The organism is Flavobacterium rakeshii (genome assembly GCF_009741375.1).
In the GTDB taxonomy this organism is placed as follows: Bacteria; Bacteroidota; Bacteroidia; order Flavobacteriales; family Flavobacteriaceae; genus Flavobacterium; species Flavobacterium rakeshii.
Window position 1 is genome coordinate 220329 of sequence record NZ_WOWP01000024.1, and the last position, 20345, is coordinate 240673.

Annotated in this window: 17 protein-coding genes; 7 read left to right on the forward strand and 10 right to left on the reverse strand. The window is 37.6% G+C overall.

Features of this window, described 5'->3' with window-relative positions:
• Nucleotides 1-2: 2 nt before the first annotated feature.
• The 10 genes from GN157_RS08455 to porU all read right to left on the reverse strand — a co-directional run bounded on the left by GN157_RS08455 (nucleotide 3) and on the right by porU (nucleotide 13203).
• Nucleotides 3-635 carry a hypothetical protein gene (locus GN157_RS08455; protein WP_157482902.1) on the reverse strand — a complete coding sequence of 211 codons (633 nt, stop codon included), beginning with the start codon at nucleotides 633-635 and terminating at the stop codon, nucleotides 3-5.
• Between the two features lie 447 nt (nucleotides 636-1082).
• Nucleotides 1083-2147 (reverse strand): mannose-1-phosphate guanylyltransferase, encoded by a 1065-nt coding sequence (locus tag GN157_RS08460; protein ID WP_157482904.1) that lies wholly within the window; start codon nucleotides 2145-2147, stop codon nucleotides 1083-1085.
• 82 nt (nucleotides 2148-2229) lie between these two features.
• Complete coding sequence (locus GN157_RS08465) at nucleotides 2230-2829, reverse strand: SprT-like domain-containing protein (RefSeq protein WP_317163522.1); 600 nt, start codon at nucleotides 2827-2829, stop codon at nucleotides 2230-2232.
• 15 nt (nucleotides 2830-2844) lie between these two features.
• Entirely contained in the window at nucleotides 2845-3522 is a 678-nt protein-coding gene (locus GN157_RS17830; protein WP_197429421.1) for an SDR family NAD(P)-dependent oxidoreductase, read from the reverse strand.
• Complete coding sequence (locus GN157_RS17835) at nucleotides 3523-4476, reverse strand: M28 family metallopeptidase (RefSeq protein ID WP_197429422.1); 954 nt, start codon at nucleotides 4474-4476, stop codon at nucleotides 3523-3525.
• 110 nt (nucleotides 4477-4586) lie between these two features.
• Nucleotides 4587-5159, reverse strand: coding sequence for a leucine-rich repeat domain-containing protein (locus GN157_RS08475; protein WP_157482906.1), 573 nt, complete (start codon nucleotides 5157-5159; stop codon nucleotides 4587-4589).
• Nucleotides 5160-5238: 79 nt separating this feature from the next.
• A complete protein-coding gene (locus tag GN157_RS08480; protein ID WP_157482908.1) occupies nucleotides 5239-6876 on the reverse strand; it encodes a 2-oxo acid dehydrogenase subunit E2 in 1638 nt (545 codons plus the stop codon).
• 2 nt (nucleotides 6877-6878) lie between these two features.
• Nucleotides 6879-7880, reverse strand: coding sequence for a pyruvate dehydrogenase (acetyl-transferring) E1 component subunit alpha (gene pdhA, locus GN157_RS08485; protein ID WP_157482910.1), 1002 nt, complete (start codon nucleotides 7878-7880; stop codon nucleotides 6879-6881).
• Nucleotides 7881-8088: 208 nt separating this feature from the next.
• Nucleotides 8089-9306 (reverse strand): type IX secretion system outer membrane channel protein PorV, encoded by a 1218-nt coding sequence (gene porV, locus GN157_RS08490; protein WP_157482912.1) that lies wholly within the window; start codon nucleotides 9304-9306, stop codon nucleotides 8089-8091.
• A 42-nt stretch (nucleotides 9307-9348) separates the two neighbouring features.
• Nucleotides 9349-13203, reverse strand: a complete 3855-nt coding sequence (gene porU, locus GN157_RS08495; RefSeq protein WP_157482914.1) for a type IX secretion system sortase PorU — start codon at nucleotides 13201-13203, stop codon at nucleotides 9349-9351.
• A gap of 208 nt (nucleotides 13204-13411) precedes the next feature.
• Between porU and gldJ the strand changes: the two genes are divergently transcribed.
• The 7 genes from gldJ to GN157_RS08530 all read left to right on the forward strand — a co-directional run bounded on the left by gldJ (nucleotide 13412) and on the right by GN157_RS08530 (nucleotide 20289).
• On the forward strand, nucleotides 13412-15082 hold the full coding sequence (gene gldJ, locus GN157_RS08500; RefSeq protein ID WP_157482916.1) for a gliding motility lipoprotein GldJ: 1671 nt from the start codon (nucleotides 13412-13414) through the stop codon (nucleotides 15080-15082).
• A 71-nt stretch (nucleotides 15083-15153) separates the two neighbouring features.
• Nucleotides 15154-16440: a UDP-N-acetylmuramoyl-tripeptide--D-alanyl-D-alanine ligase gene (locus GN157_RS08505; protein WP_157482918.1), complete on the forward strand. Its 1287-nt coding sequence runs from the start codon at nucleotides 15154-15156 to the stop codon at nucleotides 16438-16440.
• 108 nt (nucleotides 16441-16548) lie between these two features.
• The gene (locus GN157_RS08510; protein WP_157482919.1) at nucleotides 16549-17142 is read left to right on the forward strand and encodes a TetR/AcrR family transcriptional regulator; all 594 of its coding nucleotides are present in this window, start codon (nucleotides 16549-16551) and stop codon (nucleotides 17140-17142) included.
• A 5-nt stretch (nucleotides 17143-17147) separates the two neighbouring features.
• Complete coding sequence (locus GN157_RS08515) at nucleotides 17148-17372, forward strand: hypothetical protein (protein WP_157482921.1); 225 nt, start codon at nucleotides 17148-17150, stop codon at nucleotides 17370-17372.
• Nucleotides 17373-17403: 31 nt separating this feature from the next.
• Nucleotides 17404-18663, forward strand: coding sequence for an MFS transporter (locus tag GN157_RS08520; RefSeq protein ID WP_157482923.1), 1260 nt, complete (start codon nucleotides 17404-17406; stop codon nucleotides 18661-18663).
• Between the two features lie 90 nt (nucleotides 18664-18753).
• Nucleotides 18754-19332 carry a Crp/Fnr family transcriptional regulator gene (locus GN157_RS08525; protein WP_157482925.1) on the forward strand — a complete coding sequence of 193 codons (579 nt, stop codon included), beginning with the start codon at nucleotides 18754-18756 and terminating at the stop codon, nucleotides 19330-19332.
• Between the two features lie 75 nt (nucleotides 19333-19407).
• Nucleotides 19408-20289 carry an SDR family oxidoreductase gene (locus tag GN157_RS08530; protein ID WP_157482927.1) on the forward strand — a complete coding sequence of 294 codons (882 nt, stop codon included), beginning with the start codon at nucleotides 19408-19410 and terminating at the stop codon, nucleotides 20287-20289.
• Nucleotides 20290-20345: the final 56 nt, after the last annotated feature.

Here is a 20345-nt window from a genome sequence, read left to right on the forward strand (position 1 = left end):
GTTTAGTTTGTTCTTCTTTGAAGGTAAACCCATCCGGTTACCTGTTTCCCTACAGAGAGTGTAACTACATAATAATAGGTATCTGTAGAAAGTTCACCTTTATCATACACTTTAAGTCCATATCGGTTAAATATCTTTAGGTTTTGCACCCCTAGATTAGACAAGTCAAACTCATTATTAAAATCACTATCTCCTGGAGATATAGCTCTAGGAATTCTGCAATAAGTATTTTCAATATTTACAGATGCCATTACACTACAACCATCAGGATTTGTAACCGCTACAGTATAAATACCAGCAGACATTTCTGATATTATTATTTGTGTGTTTGACTGCCCTGATAAGGATTGTGTAGCTACAACCATATAATCTCCGGCATGAAGATTATTGTATGCAGATGAAGTAATAATTCCTACGGGAGCTGTAGTATCGGGCAAAAGGTATATGGTATAATCTATACTTGCCAACGGGTTTACCCCTGGTACCGAAAAACCCAAAGCACCATTCCCGAAACAGGTTTGAGCAGTTGGAGTAACCGTTAAAGTAAAATCAGGTAACTTTGCGAAAGTTGCCATACTAAACAATAGGAGCGAAAACATAAAAAGTAATCGCTTTACAGTAAGGCTTATGTTCATTATATAGCGGTTTTGTTGGTTGATTCAAGAAAATGCACACTACTCCACAGCTATGCAGCCATTATACTACATATACTATTTTATAATCATGCAAGCACTTATTGTATAAGATGCTGTTCACCATACAAATAGTTGTAATCCCCATCGCTATTTATTGTTTAAAAATAACTTCGGCTAAATCCGTAATGAAAAAACAAAAACAATGAAAAAGGAACCTATAATAAGCTTATCCAAACTTTATAAGCAAGGAGTACCTGTAATCAAAAACCAGAAATACGTTGCATAAAATACATACTTAACTAAAACGTATACTTATTAAATGAAACAGATATAAACTAAAAACAGGCCATCAAGCTACTTTACTGATTGGCATTAATAAATATAAAGCATTAACACTTAATTCCTTAATTAAATGTTAAATTTAACAAAATAGCATTTTACTAAAGTCTATTGGTTTTTTGTTACAATAGCAGTAATCTTTTTGATTTCCTGTTCTTTTTCTTTAGGGTAAATAAGTAGTATATCATCACGGTCTACCACTATATAATTATCCAGCCCATCAATAACTACAGTTTTATCAGAGTCAGTACGGATAATATTATTTGTAGCATTTTCAAGAAAAACCCTGGCATTAACAACAGCATTATTATTTTCATCCTTACCCAGTTTTTCATGCAGTGATCCCCAAGTACCAAGGTCATTCCAGTCAAACGAAGCAGGAAGAACATATACATTCTCTGCATTTTCCATTAAAGCATAGTCAATAGATATATTATCAGCCTTAACATAGTTCTCCTCAATAAACTCTTTTTCCTCAGGGTTATTATAATGTTCGTAACCGGCATCAAACAGCTCGTACATTTTAGGCTGGAATTTTACAAAGGCATTTAATACCGACTCTACCGTCCATATAAAAATACCTGCATTCCATAAAAAGTTACCACTGTTTAAAAATTCTTTTGCCGTTTTATAATCAGGTTTTTCTCTAAACTGAGATACCTTTTTAATCAAATTTGTATCCTGTTTATTGTACTCAATATAACCATAACCCGTATTAGGAAAAGTTGGCTGAATACCCAATGTCATTAAAACCTCCTGTTTTAAAGCACAGTCAAAAGCTTTTTGAACATTATCCAGAAAAGCATCTTCATCCTCAATCCAGTGATCGCTTGGTGCTACCACCATAACAGCATTAGGGTTAAGTTTTTTGATTTTTAGAGTAGCATATAAAATACACGGCGCCGTGTTTCTCATAGCCGGCTCCAGTACCATTTGCTCCGGACACAAATCAGGAAGTTGCTCCAGTACCAAATCGTTATATATATCGTTTGTTAAAACAAGTATGTTTTCTTTAGGGATTAATTTAGATAGCCTTGAAAAAGTTTTTTGAATAAGTGTTTCACCAGTACCCAGCATGTCATGAAACTGCTTAGGGAACTGAACCGTACTTACAGGCCAAAAACGAGAACCTACTCCTCCAGCCATTAAAACAGCATAATAATTTTCGTTCATTATATGGTAATCGTTTTTTGTATTAGTATAAAGTTTTTAATTTAAAAGTCAATTTCAAAACGCTTTAATCTCTATTTAACAATTAATGTGGCAGGAGTTCAACCTCGGCGTTAGGATTAAACAAATAAACCTTACCGGTACTAACCTCCTGACACTCATATCGCTTAACCCTTTGCGCACCTTTACGGAATATCTTACCGTTGTAGATACGGAAGTGACTGCCATATGGAATTTCAAAAATATAATTTTTATCTGACACTTCATCAAATTGCTTAAGGGCAATTGACAGTGTAGCATCGGTATCACTACTGGCTTTTGGGTTCCTGAAATGTCTTGCCAGTAAGGGCAGCAACTGAGACGGAAAAATCTCAGGACGTATAAAAGGAACCATTAGTTTTTGAAAAGTAGACTTCCATTCCACCCCGTGAGGTTTGATATTTCGTCCATATTTTTCAAATGCCACTAAATGGGCTATTTCGTGTATCAGTGTCATTAGGAACCTGTATTTATTAAGGCTCCCGTTAACCGTAATTTGATGATAACCGTTACCATCCCTACGATAGTCACCGTGACGTGTAACCCTGTCGTTTACTATTTTAAGATGAACACCATATTCCCTAATCAGCTCAAAAACGCTGTCTACGGCGTGCTCAGGCAAATAAGGCTCTATTACATGTTTCACTTAAAAATTCTTTCTTTATGGTGTGCTTGATGAAACCTCAAGTACTTTTCCGTTATAGTATTTATTTCCTGTTAAGGCAAAATCATAAATATAGTTAGCCATCTCGCCAGCCGAAAGCGGCGCCTCATATCCCGGGAATGCTTCCTGAAGCATTTCGGTATTTACTGCACCAAGAGCAAGCACATTAAACGCAATTCCCTGCTCTTTGTATTCCTCAGCTAAAAGCTCTGATAAAGTTATCACAGCCCCTTTGCTAGAGCTGTAAGCAGCAAGTCCTGCAAACTTCACTGTACCTTTCACTCCACCAATACTGCTTATAGTAACTACATGAGCCCCTTTTTGCATAAAAGGAAGCACTACCCTGTTTAAAGCAGCTACCCCAAACACATTTACTTTATAAACATATTCAAACTCCTGAGCGGTAATTTGCTCAAACGGTTTATTTACAAGTGCACCGGCATTGTGTATTAAAACATCTACACTATGCCATGTATTAGCTACAAAATCATGCACTTTTTGCAAATTATCATCTTCAGAAATATCAACTGCAAGACAGGAAATATTCTGGTTTTCTATAAATGCCTGTGGAACTTTTCTGGAAATAGCTAATACCTTATGACCGGCATTCGCAAATTGCAACGCCAGCTCATAGCCTATTCCCCTACTTGTCCCAGTTATTATTATATTTTTCATTTAGTTCTTTAAAACAATTTCTCTGGTATCTGCATTAATCAGTTTCTCTGTAACGGGAATCATCTGCTGAATAAAATCAGTCATGTGAGCCGTATCCATTTCATCAAATTCATCACCAGGCTGATGGTAATAATGGAAGCTTTCCATATCAGTAGTACTGAATGTATGTGCCGGAATATTAAATTCAGAATAGAATGGATAGTTATCTGACGCTCTGAAAAGCTGGTACTTTATAGCAAAATCATAATACCCTATAAACGTTTTACCTGTATATTCATTTATTTTATTGGCAAGATTAGATTTTCCGTACCCTGTCATAAAAGCAACCATGTCTTTACCGGCAGGCATTGGCACGCCTATCATCTCATAATTAAGCATAAGATAAACATCCATATTAGCCTGTTTTAATTTTGCAGAAAGATGTTTAGAACCTAATAAGCCTTTCTCCTCTGCCGAGAAAAAGCAAAATAAAATACTTCGTTTATTGGTTTTCTTTTTAGCGTAATAATTCACCAGTTCGGCCACTGCTGTAGTACCCGATGCGTTATCATCGGCACCATTATAAATACTGTCTCCGGCTACTGCCATCCCTATACCCACATGGTCATAATGAGCACCAATTACTACAACTTCATTTTTAAGTTTAGGATCATTCCCTTCAAGGTAACCTACTATATTATAAGCCGGCTTAGGGAAGTTAGATAATGTATCCCTATATGTAGTAAAGTAAGGTTTTATATTGTTTTTAGCAAAAACATCTTCAAGATACAATGCCGCTTTTTCAATACCTTCGCTACCGCTATCACGCCCTTCAAGCTCATCTGACGTTAAAAACTTAAGTGTAGTTATCACACTCTCTTCATTTACCTGATAGTTTTCAGGATTGCTTTTTTTTGCAGCACACGATGTTAGCAGCGCTATTAACGATGCACTTAAAAAGACGGCTTTTTTCATGGATTTATTTTTGGTTTTGCTAAGGTAAGAAATAAATCGGAGTATGCATTATTGTTTGACCTTTGCTCAAAAAATGAACGAATTAATCGACTTATTTACAAACAACAGACTTATTTCACAATAAGTTTAGGAAAATCAAAAAGTTCCTTTCTCAACTCCTCTCTATCTTCCTCCTGTCGCAAAATACGTAGTTCTCTAATATTTTTCGGCAGCATATCTGGAAAAATAGCAACAGGAGTATGCACCACCGAAAGTTCCTTTAAACTATCCAGCATAAACAAATCATGCGGAAGAAATTTCAATTCACAATTTTCAATACGCAGAGTATGGAGTTTTTTAAGAGCAGAAATACCATTAGGAACATAATTTAGATTGTTCCCCCTAACCATAAGATACTCCAAATTTACCAGATTAAAAATCCACTCAGGAAACTCTTTAAAAGAAACATTAAGAAGTAATAGTTTTTTAAGCTTTGTAAGCGACCCAATAGTATGAAGAAGTGAATCTTCAGCATCAATCCACATATGGATATACAACTCCCTTAAATTAATAAACTGTGCAAAATCAACCGAATAAAAATCCTCCTGTAAATCAAGCGAAACATTTAATTTCTTAACACGATTAGGCTCTTTTAAGGCTCTACCTAAATCATTATACTCTCCTAAAAGCTCTTTAAACTTCATAACATTACAAAACTTCAAAATCAAAACAAAACCCCCAACCTAAAAGGATGGGGGCTCACTATAATAAATCATCTGTAGCTTATGCAAGCATAGTTACAGGATTCTCAATATATTGTTTAAGTGTTTGCAGGAACTGAGCACCTGTAGCACCATCAATAGTACGGTGATCACAAGTAAGCGTTACTGTCATAGTATTACCTACTACAATCTGACCATCCTTAACAACCGGTTTCTGCACAATAGCACCTACCGAAAGGATTGCCGAGTTAGGCTGGTTAATGATAGAAGTAAACTCCTGTATACCAAACATACCTAAGTTAGAAACGGTAAACGTACTACCATCCATCTCTGCTGGAGTAAGTTTTTTGTTTCTTGCTTTACCTGCAAGATCTTTCACGTTACCACCTATTTGAGAAAGACTCATTAAATCGGTAAACGGAAGTACAGGAACTACAAGTCCGTCTTCTACAGCTACAGCAACACCAATACTAATATGTTTGTTGTATACAGTAACATCATCTTTCCACTGTGTATTTACCTGTGGATGCTTGCGAAGCGCCATTGCACTTGCTTTGATAACCATATCGTTAAACGACACTTTAGTATCAGGCACTGCATTAATTAAAGCACGGCTTGCGATAGCATTATCCATATCAAGCTCAACAGTTAAGCTGTATTCCGGCGCAGTGAATTTAGACTCTGCAAGACGACGCGCAATAGTTTTACGCATCTGGTTATTTTTAACTTCCTCTCTACTTACCTCACCTGCAGGAACAAATGGTTTTGCAACTGGCGCAACAGGAGCTTGAGCAACAGCAGCCTGAGTAGCCGGTGCAGCCTGAGCAGCAGCAGAAGTAAAGTTCTCAACGTCTTTCTTAACAATTCTTCCGTTTTCACCTGTACCTTTTACCTGACCAAGGTTTATACCTTTTTCTTCAGCAATTTTACGGGCTAACGGAGAAGCAAAAATCCTACCGCCATCGTTAGTTACAACAGCAGCTTCAGCTTTAGGAGCTTCAGCAGTTTCTGCATTAGACTCAGCTGGTTTTTCTTCTTCTTTTGCTTCAATGGCACCACCAGCCTGAAAGTTATCGGCAATACCGCTAACATCAGTACCTGCAGGACCTATTATAGCAAGAACGCTGTCTACCGGAGCAGACTGACCTTCCTGAATTCCAACATATAAAAGTGTACCTTCATTGAAAGATTCAAACTCCATTGTAGCTTTGTCGGTTTCAATTTCAGCAAGAATATCACCTTCCTCTACTTTATCACCTACTTTTTTAAGCCATGTAGCAACAGTACCTTCAGTCATGGTATCACTAAGACGAGGCATAGTAACCACCTTAACATCTTTAGGTAATTCTGTCGCAGGAGCTTTTTTCTCTTCTGCTTTTGGTGCAGCTTCTTCTTTTTTCTCCTCTGCAGCTGGCGCAGCAGGAGCACTTCCGCCGTTTAGAAGGCCTGAAATATCTTCGCCTTCTTTACCGATGATTGCAAGAAGTGAATCAACCGGAGCCGACTCCCCTTCCTGTATTCCTATATGAAGTAATGTACCGGCATGAAACGACTCAAATTCCATAGTCGCTTTATCTGTTTCAATCTCTGCCAGTATATCTCCTTCTTCTACTTTATCTCCAACTTTTTTTAGCCACGTAGCCACAACCCCTTCGGTCATGGTATCACTTAATCGTGGCATTGTAATAATTTCTGCCATTTTTATTGTAATTTATGTGGTAAAAAAGGATAGTTTTCCTGATCGTAAACAACGTCATACATAACGCTTAAATCCGGGTACGGAGAATCTTCTGCAAATTTCTCGCACTCAGCAACAAGATCTTTCACTCTCTGGTCGATTGTTTCAATCTCTTCTTCTGTAGCGTAGTTGTTTTCTTTGATAATATCAAGAACCTGAGTGATAGGGTCAATTTTTTTGTACTCCTCTACCTCTTCTTTAGTTCTGTAGTGTTGAGCATCACTCATTGAGTGACCTCTGTAACGATACGTTTTCATTTCAAGGAAAGTTGGTCCTTCTCCTCTTCTTGCTCTTTCCATAGCCTCGTGCATTGCCTCAGCCACTTTCACAGGATTCATTCCGTCTACAGGTCCACATGGCATTTCATAACCAAGACCAAGTTTCCAGATATCTGTATGGTTAGCAGTCCTCTCTACAGAAGTACCCATTGCATAACCGTTGTTCTCTACAATAAACACTACAGGAAGTTTCCATAGCATTGCCATGTTGAAAGCTTCGTGAAGTGATCCCTGGCGCGCAGCACCATCACCAAAATAAGTAAGGGTTACACCACCTGTTTCAAAATATTTATCGGCAAAAGCGATACCTGCTCCAACAGGAATTTGAGCTCCTACAATACCATGACCTCCATAAAACCCATGCTCCTTTGAGAAGATGTGCATAGATCCTCCAAGACCTTTTGATGTACCTGTACCTTTACCTAAAAGTTCTGCCATTACTCTTCTTGGGTCTACACCCATACCTATTGGCTGAACGTGGTTACGGTAAGCAGTAATCATTTTATCCTTTGAAAGGTCCATTGCATGAAGGGCTCCGGCAAGTACTGCCTCCTGGCCATTATATAAGTGAAGGAAACCTCTAACTTTCTGCTGTATGTATAAAGCAGCAAGTTTGTCTTCAAACTTTCTCCAAAACTGCATGTCTTCATACCATTTCAGATAAACTTCTTTTGTAATTTCTTTCATTTCCTAATAGATGTTGCTAAATGTGTTCTTTAAAAAATTTGATTGTGACGCAAAAAGTTTCCTCACACAAATTTGCGAATTGCAAAAATAACACATCCCGTTAATAACTAAAAAAATAAATCAAAGTATTTTAGGCTTTTTTTTGCACTACAAAATAAAAAAGGGATTTGCAACAAATCCCTTTTTTATTTACTGTTATGATTAACTACTAATATTCGTCGTAGTCGTCTCCAAAATTAAATGATAATGAGAAACGAAGTGTATTCTCAAGAGGATTTCTTACCTGCGAAGCAGAGAATAAATAAGAAACATCTATTTTAACTACATTATACCTAAAACCTGCACCAAGTGATAAAAACTTACGCGCACCTTTCATTTCACTTTCGTTAAAATAACCTACTCTAAACATAAATGCATCCTGGTAGCTATATTCAGCCCCAATAGAATAAGTAACCTCTTTAAGCTCTTCGCTAAAACCATCGGGAGCATCTCCAAACGATTTAAACATCCCCGAAACCCAACCAGTGTTTCTGTAATCCTGAAGATCTGAAGCATATTGTGCATTAGCCGTTGCCTGCTCATCCTGAGTAATCTCTCCGTCACCGTTAGCATCTACCGCCTCAACAAGTGCAGGAGGTGTAGGAACTAAAAGTTTAGTTAACTCTACATTTACCCCAACTTTATTATACTCATCAAAGATAAAATCAAACCCACCACCTAATCTTAAGTTAGCCGGAAGGAAGTTTGCATTTTCTTCGCTGTCATCATTATTATAATTGATTTTTGGCCCCATGTTCTGAAAGTTAAAACCAGCCCTCCATCTACCGTCAAAATCAGAATAAGGAATCTCTTCAGACTGATAGTAACCCGCCACATCAAAAGCAAATGTTGTTGCCGCACTGGCATCACCACCTCCTGCTGTTTCAGGAATTCTTAAATTAGAGCTAATAAAACGACCTGCAACCGCCATAGAGAAACGCTCACTAAGTTTTAGTGAATACGATAAATCTAAAGCAAGTTCATTAGGACTTCTTACCACAGCCTCATCATCAGGATTTTGCCTAAGCTCAATATCACCTAAACCAAAATAACGAAGACTTGCACCAAAGGCACTTCTCTCGTTAAACCTATTATAAAATGTTAGCTGGGCTAATGAAATATCGTTTGCAATATCAGTAAGGTAAGGAGTATAACTCGCAGAACCTCCATATTCTTTAAGCGCAAAAGCATATTTTGCCGGATTCCACTGCTGTGAATAAACATCTGTAGAGGTAGCAACCCCTTGGTCTGCCATACCCGCTGCTCTGGCATCTGCAGCAATCAGTAAAAAAGGAACACCTGTAGTAATTACTCTCTGAGTCGTTGTTTGAGCCTTTGCCACTTGCACCCCTAAAAGGACAAGAACAAATAAAACTATTTTCTTCATTTTTTATTTTGAAAATTTTAAGGTAACAAATATAGTATTTTCTTATAGCAATACAAGTTTCTCATACTTTTCGGCCTTCTTATTTGTTGAAGCCGAGCGCACAGTGAGCTTATAAATATAAACTCCTTTACCAATACGATCGCCAAAATCATCGCGTCCATCCCATTTTATATCCCTACAAAGGAAACCTTCGGTAGTGACCGACTGATTAATGGTTTTAACCACTTTCCCACTCACAGTAAAAATCTGAACCTGTACATCAAGCGGCTCATAAGGCCTGTTATGAGTAAACCAAAACTCCGTATAATTTACAAAGGGATTAGGATAATTAAGCACCTTTTCCAATCGCATCTCTTCATCACCCACCACTACAAACTGCAACTCTGCCGTAACCGGGTTATTATAAACATCCCAGGCTTTAAAAGTTAAAGTATGAAGTCCGGGCTCTAAACCGCTAAACGGATATCTCAAACTACCATTGGTATAACTATCAACATCTGTTTCATAATAATCATTTAATATATAGGGATTTGTTTCATCCCCGTCTAGTATAGCTATTATATCGTGACCAATACCACTCGCCGTGTTTATACCATGCTCGTCTTCAAGAAAAGCAAGAAATATTGGCGAATCATTAGTAATCCCTCCCGATATAAACGCTTCATCATTCATATACAACCTAACAGTAGGCCCTGTAATATCTTCCTCTGCGTTTTCATTTATACCTCCTACCTGTATAGAATTATCATACCCGGTTTGATCTTCAAGCACATTATTCCTTTTAGAATAAAAACTCACCCTACCGTTACCTACAGGTATACGTATATCACGAGGAACAACGAAATTAAACTCAAACTGCCCTCCTGTTACCGAAGCATTACCCCTAAAGATAGCTTCCCCAAGAATATCAAAATCAAACTTTAAACTATCATTATCAGGCTCATCATTAGCTAATGTGCGCCTTTCTATCTCCTTATCAAACACCGTAACCCCAAGCTCTCCGTTATAAGTATTTAATGAATTACCCGCCTCATCTGTAACACGCCCTGTCATTTTCACAAAAGAAAGCGCCTCTAAAACTCCTACCGACTGATCAACAGGAACATCATTTACCGCCGTCAACACCACCTTAGGTCTAGGGATAGCTAATTTAAGTGCCGGATCCCCGATAAACGATACAACTCTTAAATTATTATTGCCAAACTCAATTTTTGCCTGCCTCATAGCTTCTGCCATTGAAGGATAATCACCCCCATTAAACGCAAACAGCTTTGCCGGAAGCACATCATTAAAACCAAAAGCAGCAGTAACAAATATGGAACGGGTTGTAGTTATAAGACCAATAGCTCCGCCTGCACTGTTCCAATACAAATACTCACCACAGGTAGGCCTGTAGGGGTTATCAAAACGTGTAAGCTCACAGGTAACCGTTATAAACAACGGATATTTATACTGATTAGTAAGACTTTGAGCATCTGTTTTCTCAAAAATTCGCTCAGCAGCCATTCCGTCCTCTCCACCATGGCCTAAATAATTAACCACAAGAGCACCATTATTAACTGTTCTTATTATTTGCTCTTTAGCCTGCGGATACCTATACCCTCCTGACGAAGACTCCTGAACATAAGAATCGGTATACACCTTTCTCACATTAATAAAAGGCTTATATTCTACTATACCATTATAAGTACCTTCCATCTTATTAACAAACTGCTCTCCACCATCGTCTAAATCATCCGAAAGAAGAACAAACTCATTTCTCCATCGTCCATAAGACTCCTCATTTAGATACTGCTCCACTTTATCTACCATCTCTCTGGCTTGCGACACACTGCTAACCAACATACGCCCCACAGCTATATCAGGCCCTACAGGATCACTACCAAGCTGAGCCCCTTCCGTAGGATCCATAAGAACGAAAAAATCATCTGAAACAAATGTTGTTATAGAATTATAATTTGGTATTGAACCCGAAGGATCATACCCGTGAAGCGTAGGCACTATATTAGTATTATTCGGAATACGATCTTTAAAATCAAATGATGCATCCCCAAACAAACAAACATATTTTATTTTATTAGCATCGTTTGATGCATTGTAATAAACATACTTAATCAAATTTCTTATAGCCGCCACATCCTGTTTACCAGAAGAAAACTCCTGATAAATACGCTCAAGATCAACCACCTTTACATTAAGCCCACTTCTGGTTCTATGAATACTAGCCAACCTTTCGGCTTCCGAATTTAACGAGGCAGGAGTCACTATAAGATAATCAATATCCTCAAACTGCCCCTGACTATTATTAAATATAGTACCTTTTATATTTTGATTAGCCACCCTGACCTGACTTTCCCTTAACGGCGTGTAAAAATTAGAGGACACTACAGTTACATACTGTCTTACCTCTCCGGATTGCGCCCTGAAAGAGAATTGACTTTGCCCTCCTTCATTAATATACTTTTTTACATTATATATATCGGTAACATCCCAAACTTCATTTATACCTGAAGCATTAGATAACTGATACTCTAAAACCCCAAGACTACCTAAAGCCGCATTATACCTAAACCTGAATTGAGAACCATTACCTTTTAAAAAACGTTTTGCTTTTAGTATAATATAATCCAACCAAGCATTAGAACCAGGCACCCCTCCATTACTATAAGACAGATTCACAGTTATAGTCCCTCCGGCAGGAGTAAATGTAGCTGTATATCCATTATTCCCACCTACTCCATCCCTGGCAGCATCACTATCCTGAGCGGCGGAAAAAGAAATAGCTCCCAAACTCTGAGCATTTGCACTAACAGCCATACTAGTTGACACCAACGATTTAGCAGCAGCATTAACTGTTACCGAAACCGGCACACTCAAATCAATATCAGGAACTGAAAATTCAAAATCCTGACTATTATTTACATTAAACTGCTCTCCATGCCATTTTCTACCTAACCTCCCTATACTAACTAAATCTTCTTCATGATAATAATAATCATCAAAAGAAGTAACGGTTGCCGCAACCGGACCTGTAGGTTGAACTTGAGTAGTTATACGCTTACCGTTACCACCTTGTGAAGTAACATAATAATACGACCTGTCAGCAAACAGGTTAGAATGAGTTTGACTTTCAGCATTCCAGTTATCCACACCTTCCGCATAAAACAATATGTAATCTGAATTACCAAAATCACCATCTTCTTCACCTATAAAAGCAATAGCATTTTCAGCAAGATCATCAGGATAAGGAATATCATTTCTTAACGGAAGCATTCGTCCTCCGTTACCATATATTTTAATTCGCCTTGGATCAACATTAACATTAACACCTAGCTGCTGCAAAAAACTTTTAGAAATTTTATACACTCCAGATCGTTCCACATAAAACCTATGCCATTCACCGGTTGACAATACCGAATTAGTTACCACCTGGGTATCTTTAAAATTAAACCCAGCCGTCCCGGTAGTAAATGAATAAGAAAAAGACTTTACTCTTTTATACCCCGACCCACTATTAATTATAGGAGAAAGCCGCAAAAAAGCATACCAATCATCTCGGGCGTGAGATGCCACAATACTAGGCTTTATTGTTGCCGGTATTTTATTAACATCAAGAACCCCAAGCTTATCAGCAGTAACACTTTCATACACTACATTTATAACCTGCAGTGACGAAGCATCAACATAACCACTAACAGGAATATTAAGCCCAAAAAACAATTCCTTAGTTAAATACCTGTAATCCATATTACCCCCATCAAACTGCGGAATTTCAACAATTACCTTATCGGTAACAGTAAGCTTTTCACCGTCTTTCCAGTTAATAGTAACCGTACCCTGCTGACCAAAAGAAAGCAAAGAGAAAAGTAATATAATAAGGAGTAAATTATTTTTCATCAATTGTGACAACGCAAATAGTAAAAATATATTACGATACAGAAAAACTTTTTTTTCCGTCAAACGATTGCAATATTACTTTAAATAGTGCGTTATTTAAAAACACAATTAACATAATTTTGGAATTTTATTAAAAATTTTAAAAACGTGTTGCGGTTTAATGGTTAATTATTATATTGCGCCACGAAATTAATTACCTGCAGAAAGTATGAAAATTAACAAGATTACAGCTTTTAAATTGCTATTAGCAGTTACGGTAGCAGTTGGTTACACCAGTTGTAGCAAAAAAGGCAGTGGTAACACTTCCTCTGCAACCGGATGGAAAATCAATGACAAGAAGGGTGGTTTCCAGCACAACTCTAACTACAAACAACAGGAGCCTGCTCCAGGACTTGTAGAAGTAGAAGGTGGAACTTTTACCATGGGTAGAGTTCAGGACGATGTAATGCACGATTGGAATAATACTCCAAACCAACAGCACGTTCAATCTTTCTATATGGATGAAACAGAGGTTACCAATGTAATGTACATGGAATACCTTGACTGGTTGAAAAGAGTATACCCTCCAACAGAAGAAAATTACAGAAACATTTATGTAGGTGCGCTTCCAGACACGTTAGTATGGAGAAGTGCTCTTGGTTACAACGAAACCATGACTAACAACTACCTAAGACACCCTGCTTATGCAAATTATCCGGTGGTAGGTGTTAACTGGATTCAAGCAGTTGAATTTTGTGACTGGAGAACAAACCGTGTAAATGAATCTATACTTGAGAAAGAAGGCTACCTGAAAAGAGACGCCAAAATTCTTGATGTAACAGCCGAAAACAACTTTGACACAGAAACTTACCTTGAAAGCCCTACAAAAGCTTACGGCGGTAATGAAGAAGTTGTTCTTAGAGGTCGCAACAACAAATTAGCAGGTGACGACGAAGCTACAAACGTTTATGCTCAAAGAACTTCCGGATTAATTTCACCTGAATACAGACTTCCAACAGAAGCTGAGTGGGAATATGCTGCTGTAGCTCTTGTAGGTAACCGTGAGTACAACATTTACCGTGGTAGCAAAAAGTACCCATGGAAAGGACAATACACACGTTCTGGTAAAAGACAAAAAAGAGGAGATCAGTTAGCTAACTTCAAACAAGGTAAAGGTGATTACGGAGGAATTGCAGGGTGGTCTGATGATAATGCAGATATTACTGCCCCTGTAAAAACTTACCCGCCAAACGACTTTGGTCTTTATGACATGGCTGGTAACGTAGCAGAGTGGGTTGCCGATGTTTACCGTCCTATTATTGACGACGAAGCTAGTGACTTTAACTACTACAGAGGTAACGTTTACATGAAAAACCAAATTGGTGAAGACGGCAGAGCTGAGATTGTAACTTCTGAAACTATCGAATATGATACTTTAAGTAATGGTAGAATTCAGTACAGAAGCCTTCCTGGTCAAATCGCAAGAACTCCAATTACTGAAGAAGATGTATACCTAAGACAAAACTATACAAGAAGTGACAACCGTAACTATAGAGATGGTGACAAACAATCAACACGTTTCTATGAATATGGAGGTTCTTCTGAAGAAGGTGTTAGCACTACAGGTGAAATGTACGACTCACCTCAACATAAAGTTGAAACCGACAGTTTAGGCAACATGGTAAGAGAGTGGGATAAATCTAACAAGAGAACTACACTTATCAATGATAACGTAAGAGTATACAAAGGTGGTTCTTGGAGAGACAGAGCTTACTGGTTAGACCCTGCTCAAAGAAGATACTACCCACAGGATATGGCTACAGACTTCATCGGATTTAGATGTGCAATGTCTAAAGTTGGTCCTAAGTCTACTAAAAAAACTGCTCGACACCGTGGTTAATCAAAGAAGACTAAAATCTTATATATAAAAAAATAAAGCCCTATCTTAGGGCTTTATTTTTTTATATACCTATGACAACTACCGAAGAACTACACAAGTACTTCCTATCATGCGGAACTGTTACTACAGATACCCGAAAAATAGAGCCAGGATCTCTTTTCATTGCCCTAAAGGGAGAAAAATTTGACGCTAATACTTTTGCTGAAGAAGCCTTAAAAAAAGGAGCTGCTTATGCTGTAGTTGACAACCCCGAATACAAAACAAACGATAAAATACTACTTGTAGAAAACGGACTTACCGCTCTACAGCAACTGGCAAAACACCACAGACGTTACTTAGGCCTACCCGTTATTGCATTAACCGGCAGCAACGGAAAAACCACAACTAAAGAACTTATAAATGCTGTACTTTCTAAAAAGTACAACACTACAGCAACCATAGGTAACCTTAACAACCATATAGGCGTACCCCTTACCCTACTTTCGTTCACAAAAGATACTGAAATAGGAATTATTGAAATGGGTGCCAATCACAAAAAAGAAATTGAACAGTTATGCGAAATAGCCGAACCTAATTTTGGCTATATAACCAATTTCGGCAAAGCACACCTGGAGGGCTTCGGGGGTGTACAAGGAGTTATAGAAGGTAAAAGTGAATTATATACCTATCTCAAAGCTCACACAAAAACTGCTTTTGTGAATCTGGATGATCCTATTCAGGATAAAAAAACAGAAGATATGTCACGCATTACTTTTGCTGTTAACGAGTACAACTGTGATATTCATATAGATCAGACAGAAGCCAACCCAATGGTTAACATAAAATATAACGGACTGGAAATACATTCTAATCTTATCGGAATTTATAATGCTAACAATATAAATGCCGCGATAACCATAGGAACTAATTTTAAAATAAGTGACCATAAAATAAAGGAAGCAATTGAAAATTACACCCCAAACAATAACAGGTCCCAACTTATAGAAAAAAACGGAAACCATATTATAATGGATGCCTATAATGCAAACCCAAGTAGTATGGAGGCAGCATTAAACAACCTGATTCAACTTGAAGGAAAATCTAAAATAGCTATATTGGGAGACATGTTTGAACTGGGAGAAGAAAGCCTTGAAGAGCACAAAAAACTGGTAGAAAAACTATCTCACACCCCTGATATAACAACCTATTTTATAGGAAAAGATTTCTTTGCTAATAAAATAAGCAATAACCATTTAAACTTCTATGAAAGTTTTGATGACTTTAAATCATATATGGAAAAAGTCAAACCAATAGAAAAAACCATATTAATTAAGGGCTCACGCGGGATGGCTCTCGAAAGAACCCTTGACATCATATAAAACATAACGCTTTCATTTTGAAGGCGTTTTTTTATTTAAAACTTTCTATTTATAAATAAATGAATATTCATTTATTTATATACCTTTGTACACTCAAAACACTACCACATGAGAACAAGGGATACAGATAAAGAAAAACTGGTTTATGAAAAAGCCATAGAACAAATTGTGAAGGAAGGATTCAATGCCTTTAGCATGAATAAACTAGCCAAGGCTTGTAACATATCTGTAGCAACCCTTTATATATATTATAAAGACAAAGATGATCTTATAAAAAAAGTAGGAACTACGATTGCAAAAAAATTCTTCAGTATAGTTATTAACGATTTCAATCCAAAAATGCCTTTTGAAGAAGGAATGTGGATACAATGGAAAAACAGGTCGGCTTTTGCATTAGAGAACCCAATGGAAGTTTCCTGCTTTGAAATAATGAAACACTCTCCTTATGCTGATGAAATACTTAAGGCAGGTGAATTGACAACATTTAAAGAATGTATGACCGAGTTTTTTAAAAATGCTATAAAAAATAAAGAACTAAACCCAATAAGCCTGGATATTTTTTGGAGTATAGCTTATGGTCCTTTGTACAGCCTGCTCGGTTTTCACAGAGAAGGCAAAAGCATAGGAGGACGACCCTTCACCTTAACCGAAGATATAATGAAAGAAACTTTTGACCTGATGATAAAAGGTCTAAAACCCTGACTAAAATGAAACAGACAAATCCCCAAATATTAGTATTTAAAACCGACATAACTGAATTATGCAGTAACTGTGAGATAGCAAAAAAACTTAATACACACCCACTAATCAACGAATGGTCTATAGACACTGAAGATAAGGATAATGTATTAAGAATAATAACAACTAATATAGTACCACAGCAAATTATACAACTGGTTACCGAATCAGGACACTATTGCAGCGAATTATAATAATCATCAATAATAAATCATCAATCAAAAAATGGACGTTAAAAAAGGAATTGCAAAATTCACATCACATCAAAAGCTGGTTATAGCAATGCTGGCACTAACGCAGTTTACTGTAATACTAGATTTCATGGTCATCTCTCCATTAGGAGACATCCTCATGAAAAATCTGGATATGACCACCGCAAACTTTGGCTTTGCTGTATCGGCCTACGCATTCAGCGCAGGAATATCAGGATTACTTGCAGCAGGTTTTGCCGATAAATTTGACCGTAAAAAACTTCTTATTTTCTTTTACACAGGATTCATATTAGGAACTTTTTGCTGCGCCATGGCAAATAGCTACTTAACACTTGTTGCTGCACGTATTGTTACAGGTCTCTTCGGTGGAGTAATTGGATCGGTATCGCTTGCAATAGTAACCGACTTATTCATATTAGAGCAACGTGGACGTGTAATGGGCTTTATCCAAATGGCATTTGCCACAAGCCAGATACTTGGAATACCACTAGGACTTTATTTTGCCAATAATTGGGGATGGCATTCTTCATTTTTAATGATTGTAGTACTGGCAATCGCAATACTAGCACTTATCATCATAAAACTGGAACCGGTAAATAAACATCTTGAGATAAAATCAGACAAGAATCCGTTTGTTCATTTACTACATACATTAAGCAATAAGCGATACCAAACAGGCTTTATAGCTATCGCCATACTATCGGTAGGTGGGTTTATGTTACAACCCTTCGGCACTGCTTATCTGGTAAACAATATTAAAGTAAGTCATGAAGAACTACCTATAATATTCTTTTTCACAGGGCTTGCAGTATTATTCATCATGCCAATGGTAGGTAAACTAAGTGACAGGATGAGTAAACTAAAATTATTTACCATAGGTTCACTTATTTCAATAGTGATGATATTAATATACACTAACCTACCTCCTATTCCGGTATGGCAAATTATAGCAATAAACATGATACTGTTTATGGGAATAATGAGCCGAATGGTACCTGCAACAACATTGAACACAGCAGTACCCGAAACACAGGACCGTGGCGCTTATATGGCAATAACATCATCATTACAGCAAATTGCAGGTGGTATAGCTGCAGTATGCGCCGGGTATATAGTACATCAGGAAACCAAAACGAGTCCGCTTCTAAACTATGATGTACTAGGATACGTGATTAGTATAATAACACTATTATCAATACTGCTTATACTGAGAGTAGATATTTTAATAAACCCAAAAACAGAAATACCTACACCTACTCCGGTAAAAGCATAAACATCAATCTAAAATGCAGTTAGAAAAGCCCCGCACAAACGGGGCTTTTTGATATAACAAACAAAACAAGATATTCACTACCTTTATACCATGCATCCCGAATTTGAGAAATATCTAAAAGAAAACACCAGTCTTACTCAAGACGACATACACCATATAAACAACAAGGCTTTCGACAAAACATTACATCGCAATGAACTCCTGTTACAGGCAGGAGACATTTGCAAACACAAAGTATTTGTTGTAAAAGGGTTGCTTCGCATGTATAGTATTGACTCAAATGGTAATGAGCACATACTACAGTTTGCCCCCGAACATAGCTGGACTCTTGACGTAGAAAGCTATGATAAACAAATACCTAGCGAAATAAACATGGGAGCCATTGAGCCTACCGAAGTAATGCTATGGCAAAAAGATGACTTTAATAAGCTACTAAGTGAAGTCCCTGAACTCAGCAAATTATCGCAACAAATTATATCCCGAAACATATACTACAGCAGGCAACGTATGCTAACAACACTAAGTGCCACACCTGAAGAGAAATATGACGATTTTATTGAGCGTTTCCCAAAACTACTAACAAGACTACCTTTAAGAATGATAGCCTCATACCTCGGCATATCCATTAAAACACTAACAAGAATACGCCACAACCAGCTACACCGCTAGTACTGATTATGGTCAAATGACCATGTTTTTAGGCTTGCTTTTAACGTGCTTTGTTACAAATAAAAACTTATTATCATGCGTGTATTTGTAACAGGAGCCTCAGGTTTTGTAGGCTCAGCAGTAGTAAACGATTTAATAGCCGCAGGCATAGAGGTGCTTGGACTGGTACGATCACAGGCTTCGGCAGAAAAACTAAAAGATTCAGGAGCTGAGATTCTAATGGGCGACATTAATGCCCCAGAGATTATCCGTAAAGGAGCCACTTCAAGTGATGCTATAATTCACACTGCCTTTAATCATGATTTTTCCAGATATAAGGAAAATTGTGAAGACGACAGGAAGGTTATTGAGGTTTTTACAGACGCTCTTTTAGGAACTCAAAAGCCATTGGTTGTAACATCGGGTGTTGGCATATTACGTAGTGAAAAAGCTATTACCGAAGATGATACCCCGTCCGGTTCGGCATCAGTACCAAGGGCAGCGTCAGAAGAAGCCGCGCTCGAAGCAAGATCAAAAGGCGTTAATGCATATATAGTACGCCTGCCTATTGTACATGGCAAAGACGATCATGGTTTTACCCCTATTGTTATAGAAATGGATAAGGAAAACGGACAGTCGGGCTATATAGGTGACGGACTTAACAGATGGCCTGCAGTGCACCGAAAAGACGCTGCCAGCCTGTACCGACTAATTGTGGAAAAACAACCGGAACAGGTCGTTTATCACCCTGTAGCCGAAGAAGGCGTACCTTTTAAAGAAATTGCCCGTGTTATTAGCGAAAACACCTCACTACCTTTAAAAAGCCTAAATGAAGCCGAAGCGGAAGCCCACTTTACCTGGTTTAAACATTTTGCTGCTATGGACGGTTATGCATCCAGTGAGAAAACCCAAAAAGTACTTGACTGGAAACCTCAACAAATAGGAATGCTGGAAGACCTAAATAAAAATTATTTTTAGAAAGCAAAAAGCCGAAACTTACGTTTCGGCTTTTTATTGAACATTAAAGGTTTTAT

Coding starts and splice junctions, on each gene's coding strand:
- GN157_RS08455 (WP_157482902.1), bottom strand. CDS start 635: ATGAACATAAGCCTTACTGTAAAGCGATTACTTTTTATGTTTTCGCTC.
- GN157_RS08460 (WP_157482904.1), bottom strand. CDS start 2,147: ATGAACGAAAATTATTATGCTGTTTTAATGGCTGGAGGAGTAGGTTCT.
- GN157_RS17830 (WP_197429421.1), bottom strand. CDS start 3,522: ATGAAAAATATAATAATAACTGGGACAAGTAGGGGAATAGGCTATGAG.
- GN157_RS17835 (WP_197429422.1), bottom strand. CDS start 4,476: ATGAAAAAAGCCGTCTTTTTAAGTGCATCGTTAATAGCGCTGCTAACA.
- GN157_RS08475 (WP_157482906.1), bottom strand. CDS start 5,159: ATGAAGTTTAAAGAGCTTTTAGGAGAGTATAATGATTTAGGTAGAGCC.
- GN157_RS08480 (WP_157482908.1), bottom strand. CDS start 6,876: ATGGCAGAAATTATTACAATGCCACGATTAAGTGATACCATGACCGAA.
- pdhA (WP_157482910.1), bottom strand. CDS start 7,880: ATGAAAGAAATTACAAAAGAAGTTTATCTGAAATGGTATGAAGACATG.
- porV (WP_157482912.1), bottom strand. CDS start 9,306: ATGAAGAAAATAGTTTTATTTGTTCTTGTCCTTTTAGGGGTGCAAGTG.
- porU (WP_157482914.1), bottom strand. CDS start 13,203: ATGAAAAATAATTTACTCCTTATTATATTACTTTTCTCTTTGCTTTCT.
- gldJ (WP_157482916.1), top strand. CDS start 13,412: ATGAAAATTAACAAGATTACAGCTTTTAAATTGCTATTAGCAGTTACG.
- GN157_RS08505 (WP_157482918.1), top strand. CDS start 15,154: ATGACAACTACCGAAGAACTACACAAGTACTTCCTATCATGCGGAACT.
- GN157_RS08510 (WP_157482919.1), top strand. CDS start 16,549: ATGAGAACAAGGGATACAGATAAAGAAAAACTGGTTTATGAAAAAGCC.
- GN157_RS08515 (WP_157482921.1), top strand. CDS start 17,148: ATGAAACAGACAAATCCCCAAATATTAGTATTTAAAACCGACATAACT.
- GN157_RS08520 (WP_157482923.1), top strand. CDS start 17,404: ATGGACGTTAAAAAAGGAATTGCAAAATTCACATCACATCAAAAGCTG.
- GN157_RS08525 (WP_157482925.1), top strand. CDS start 18,754: ATGCATCCCGAATTTGAGAAATATCTAAAAGAAAACACCAGTCTTACT.
- GN157_RS08530 (WP_157482927.1), top strand. CDS start 19,408: ATGCGTGTATTTGTAACAGGAGCCTCAGGTTTTGTAGGCTCAGCAGTA.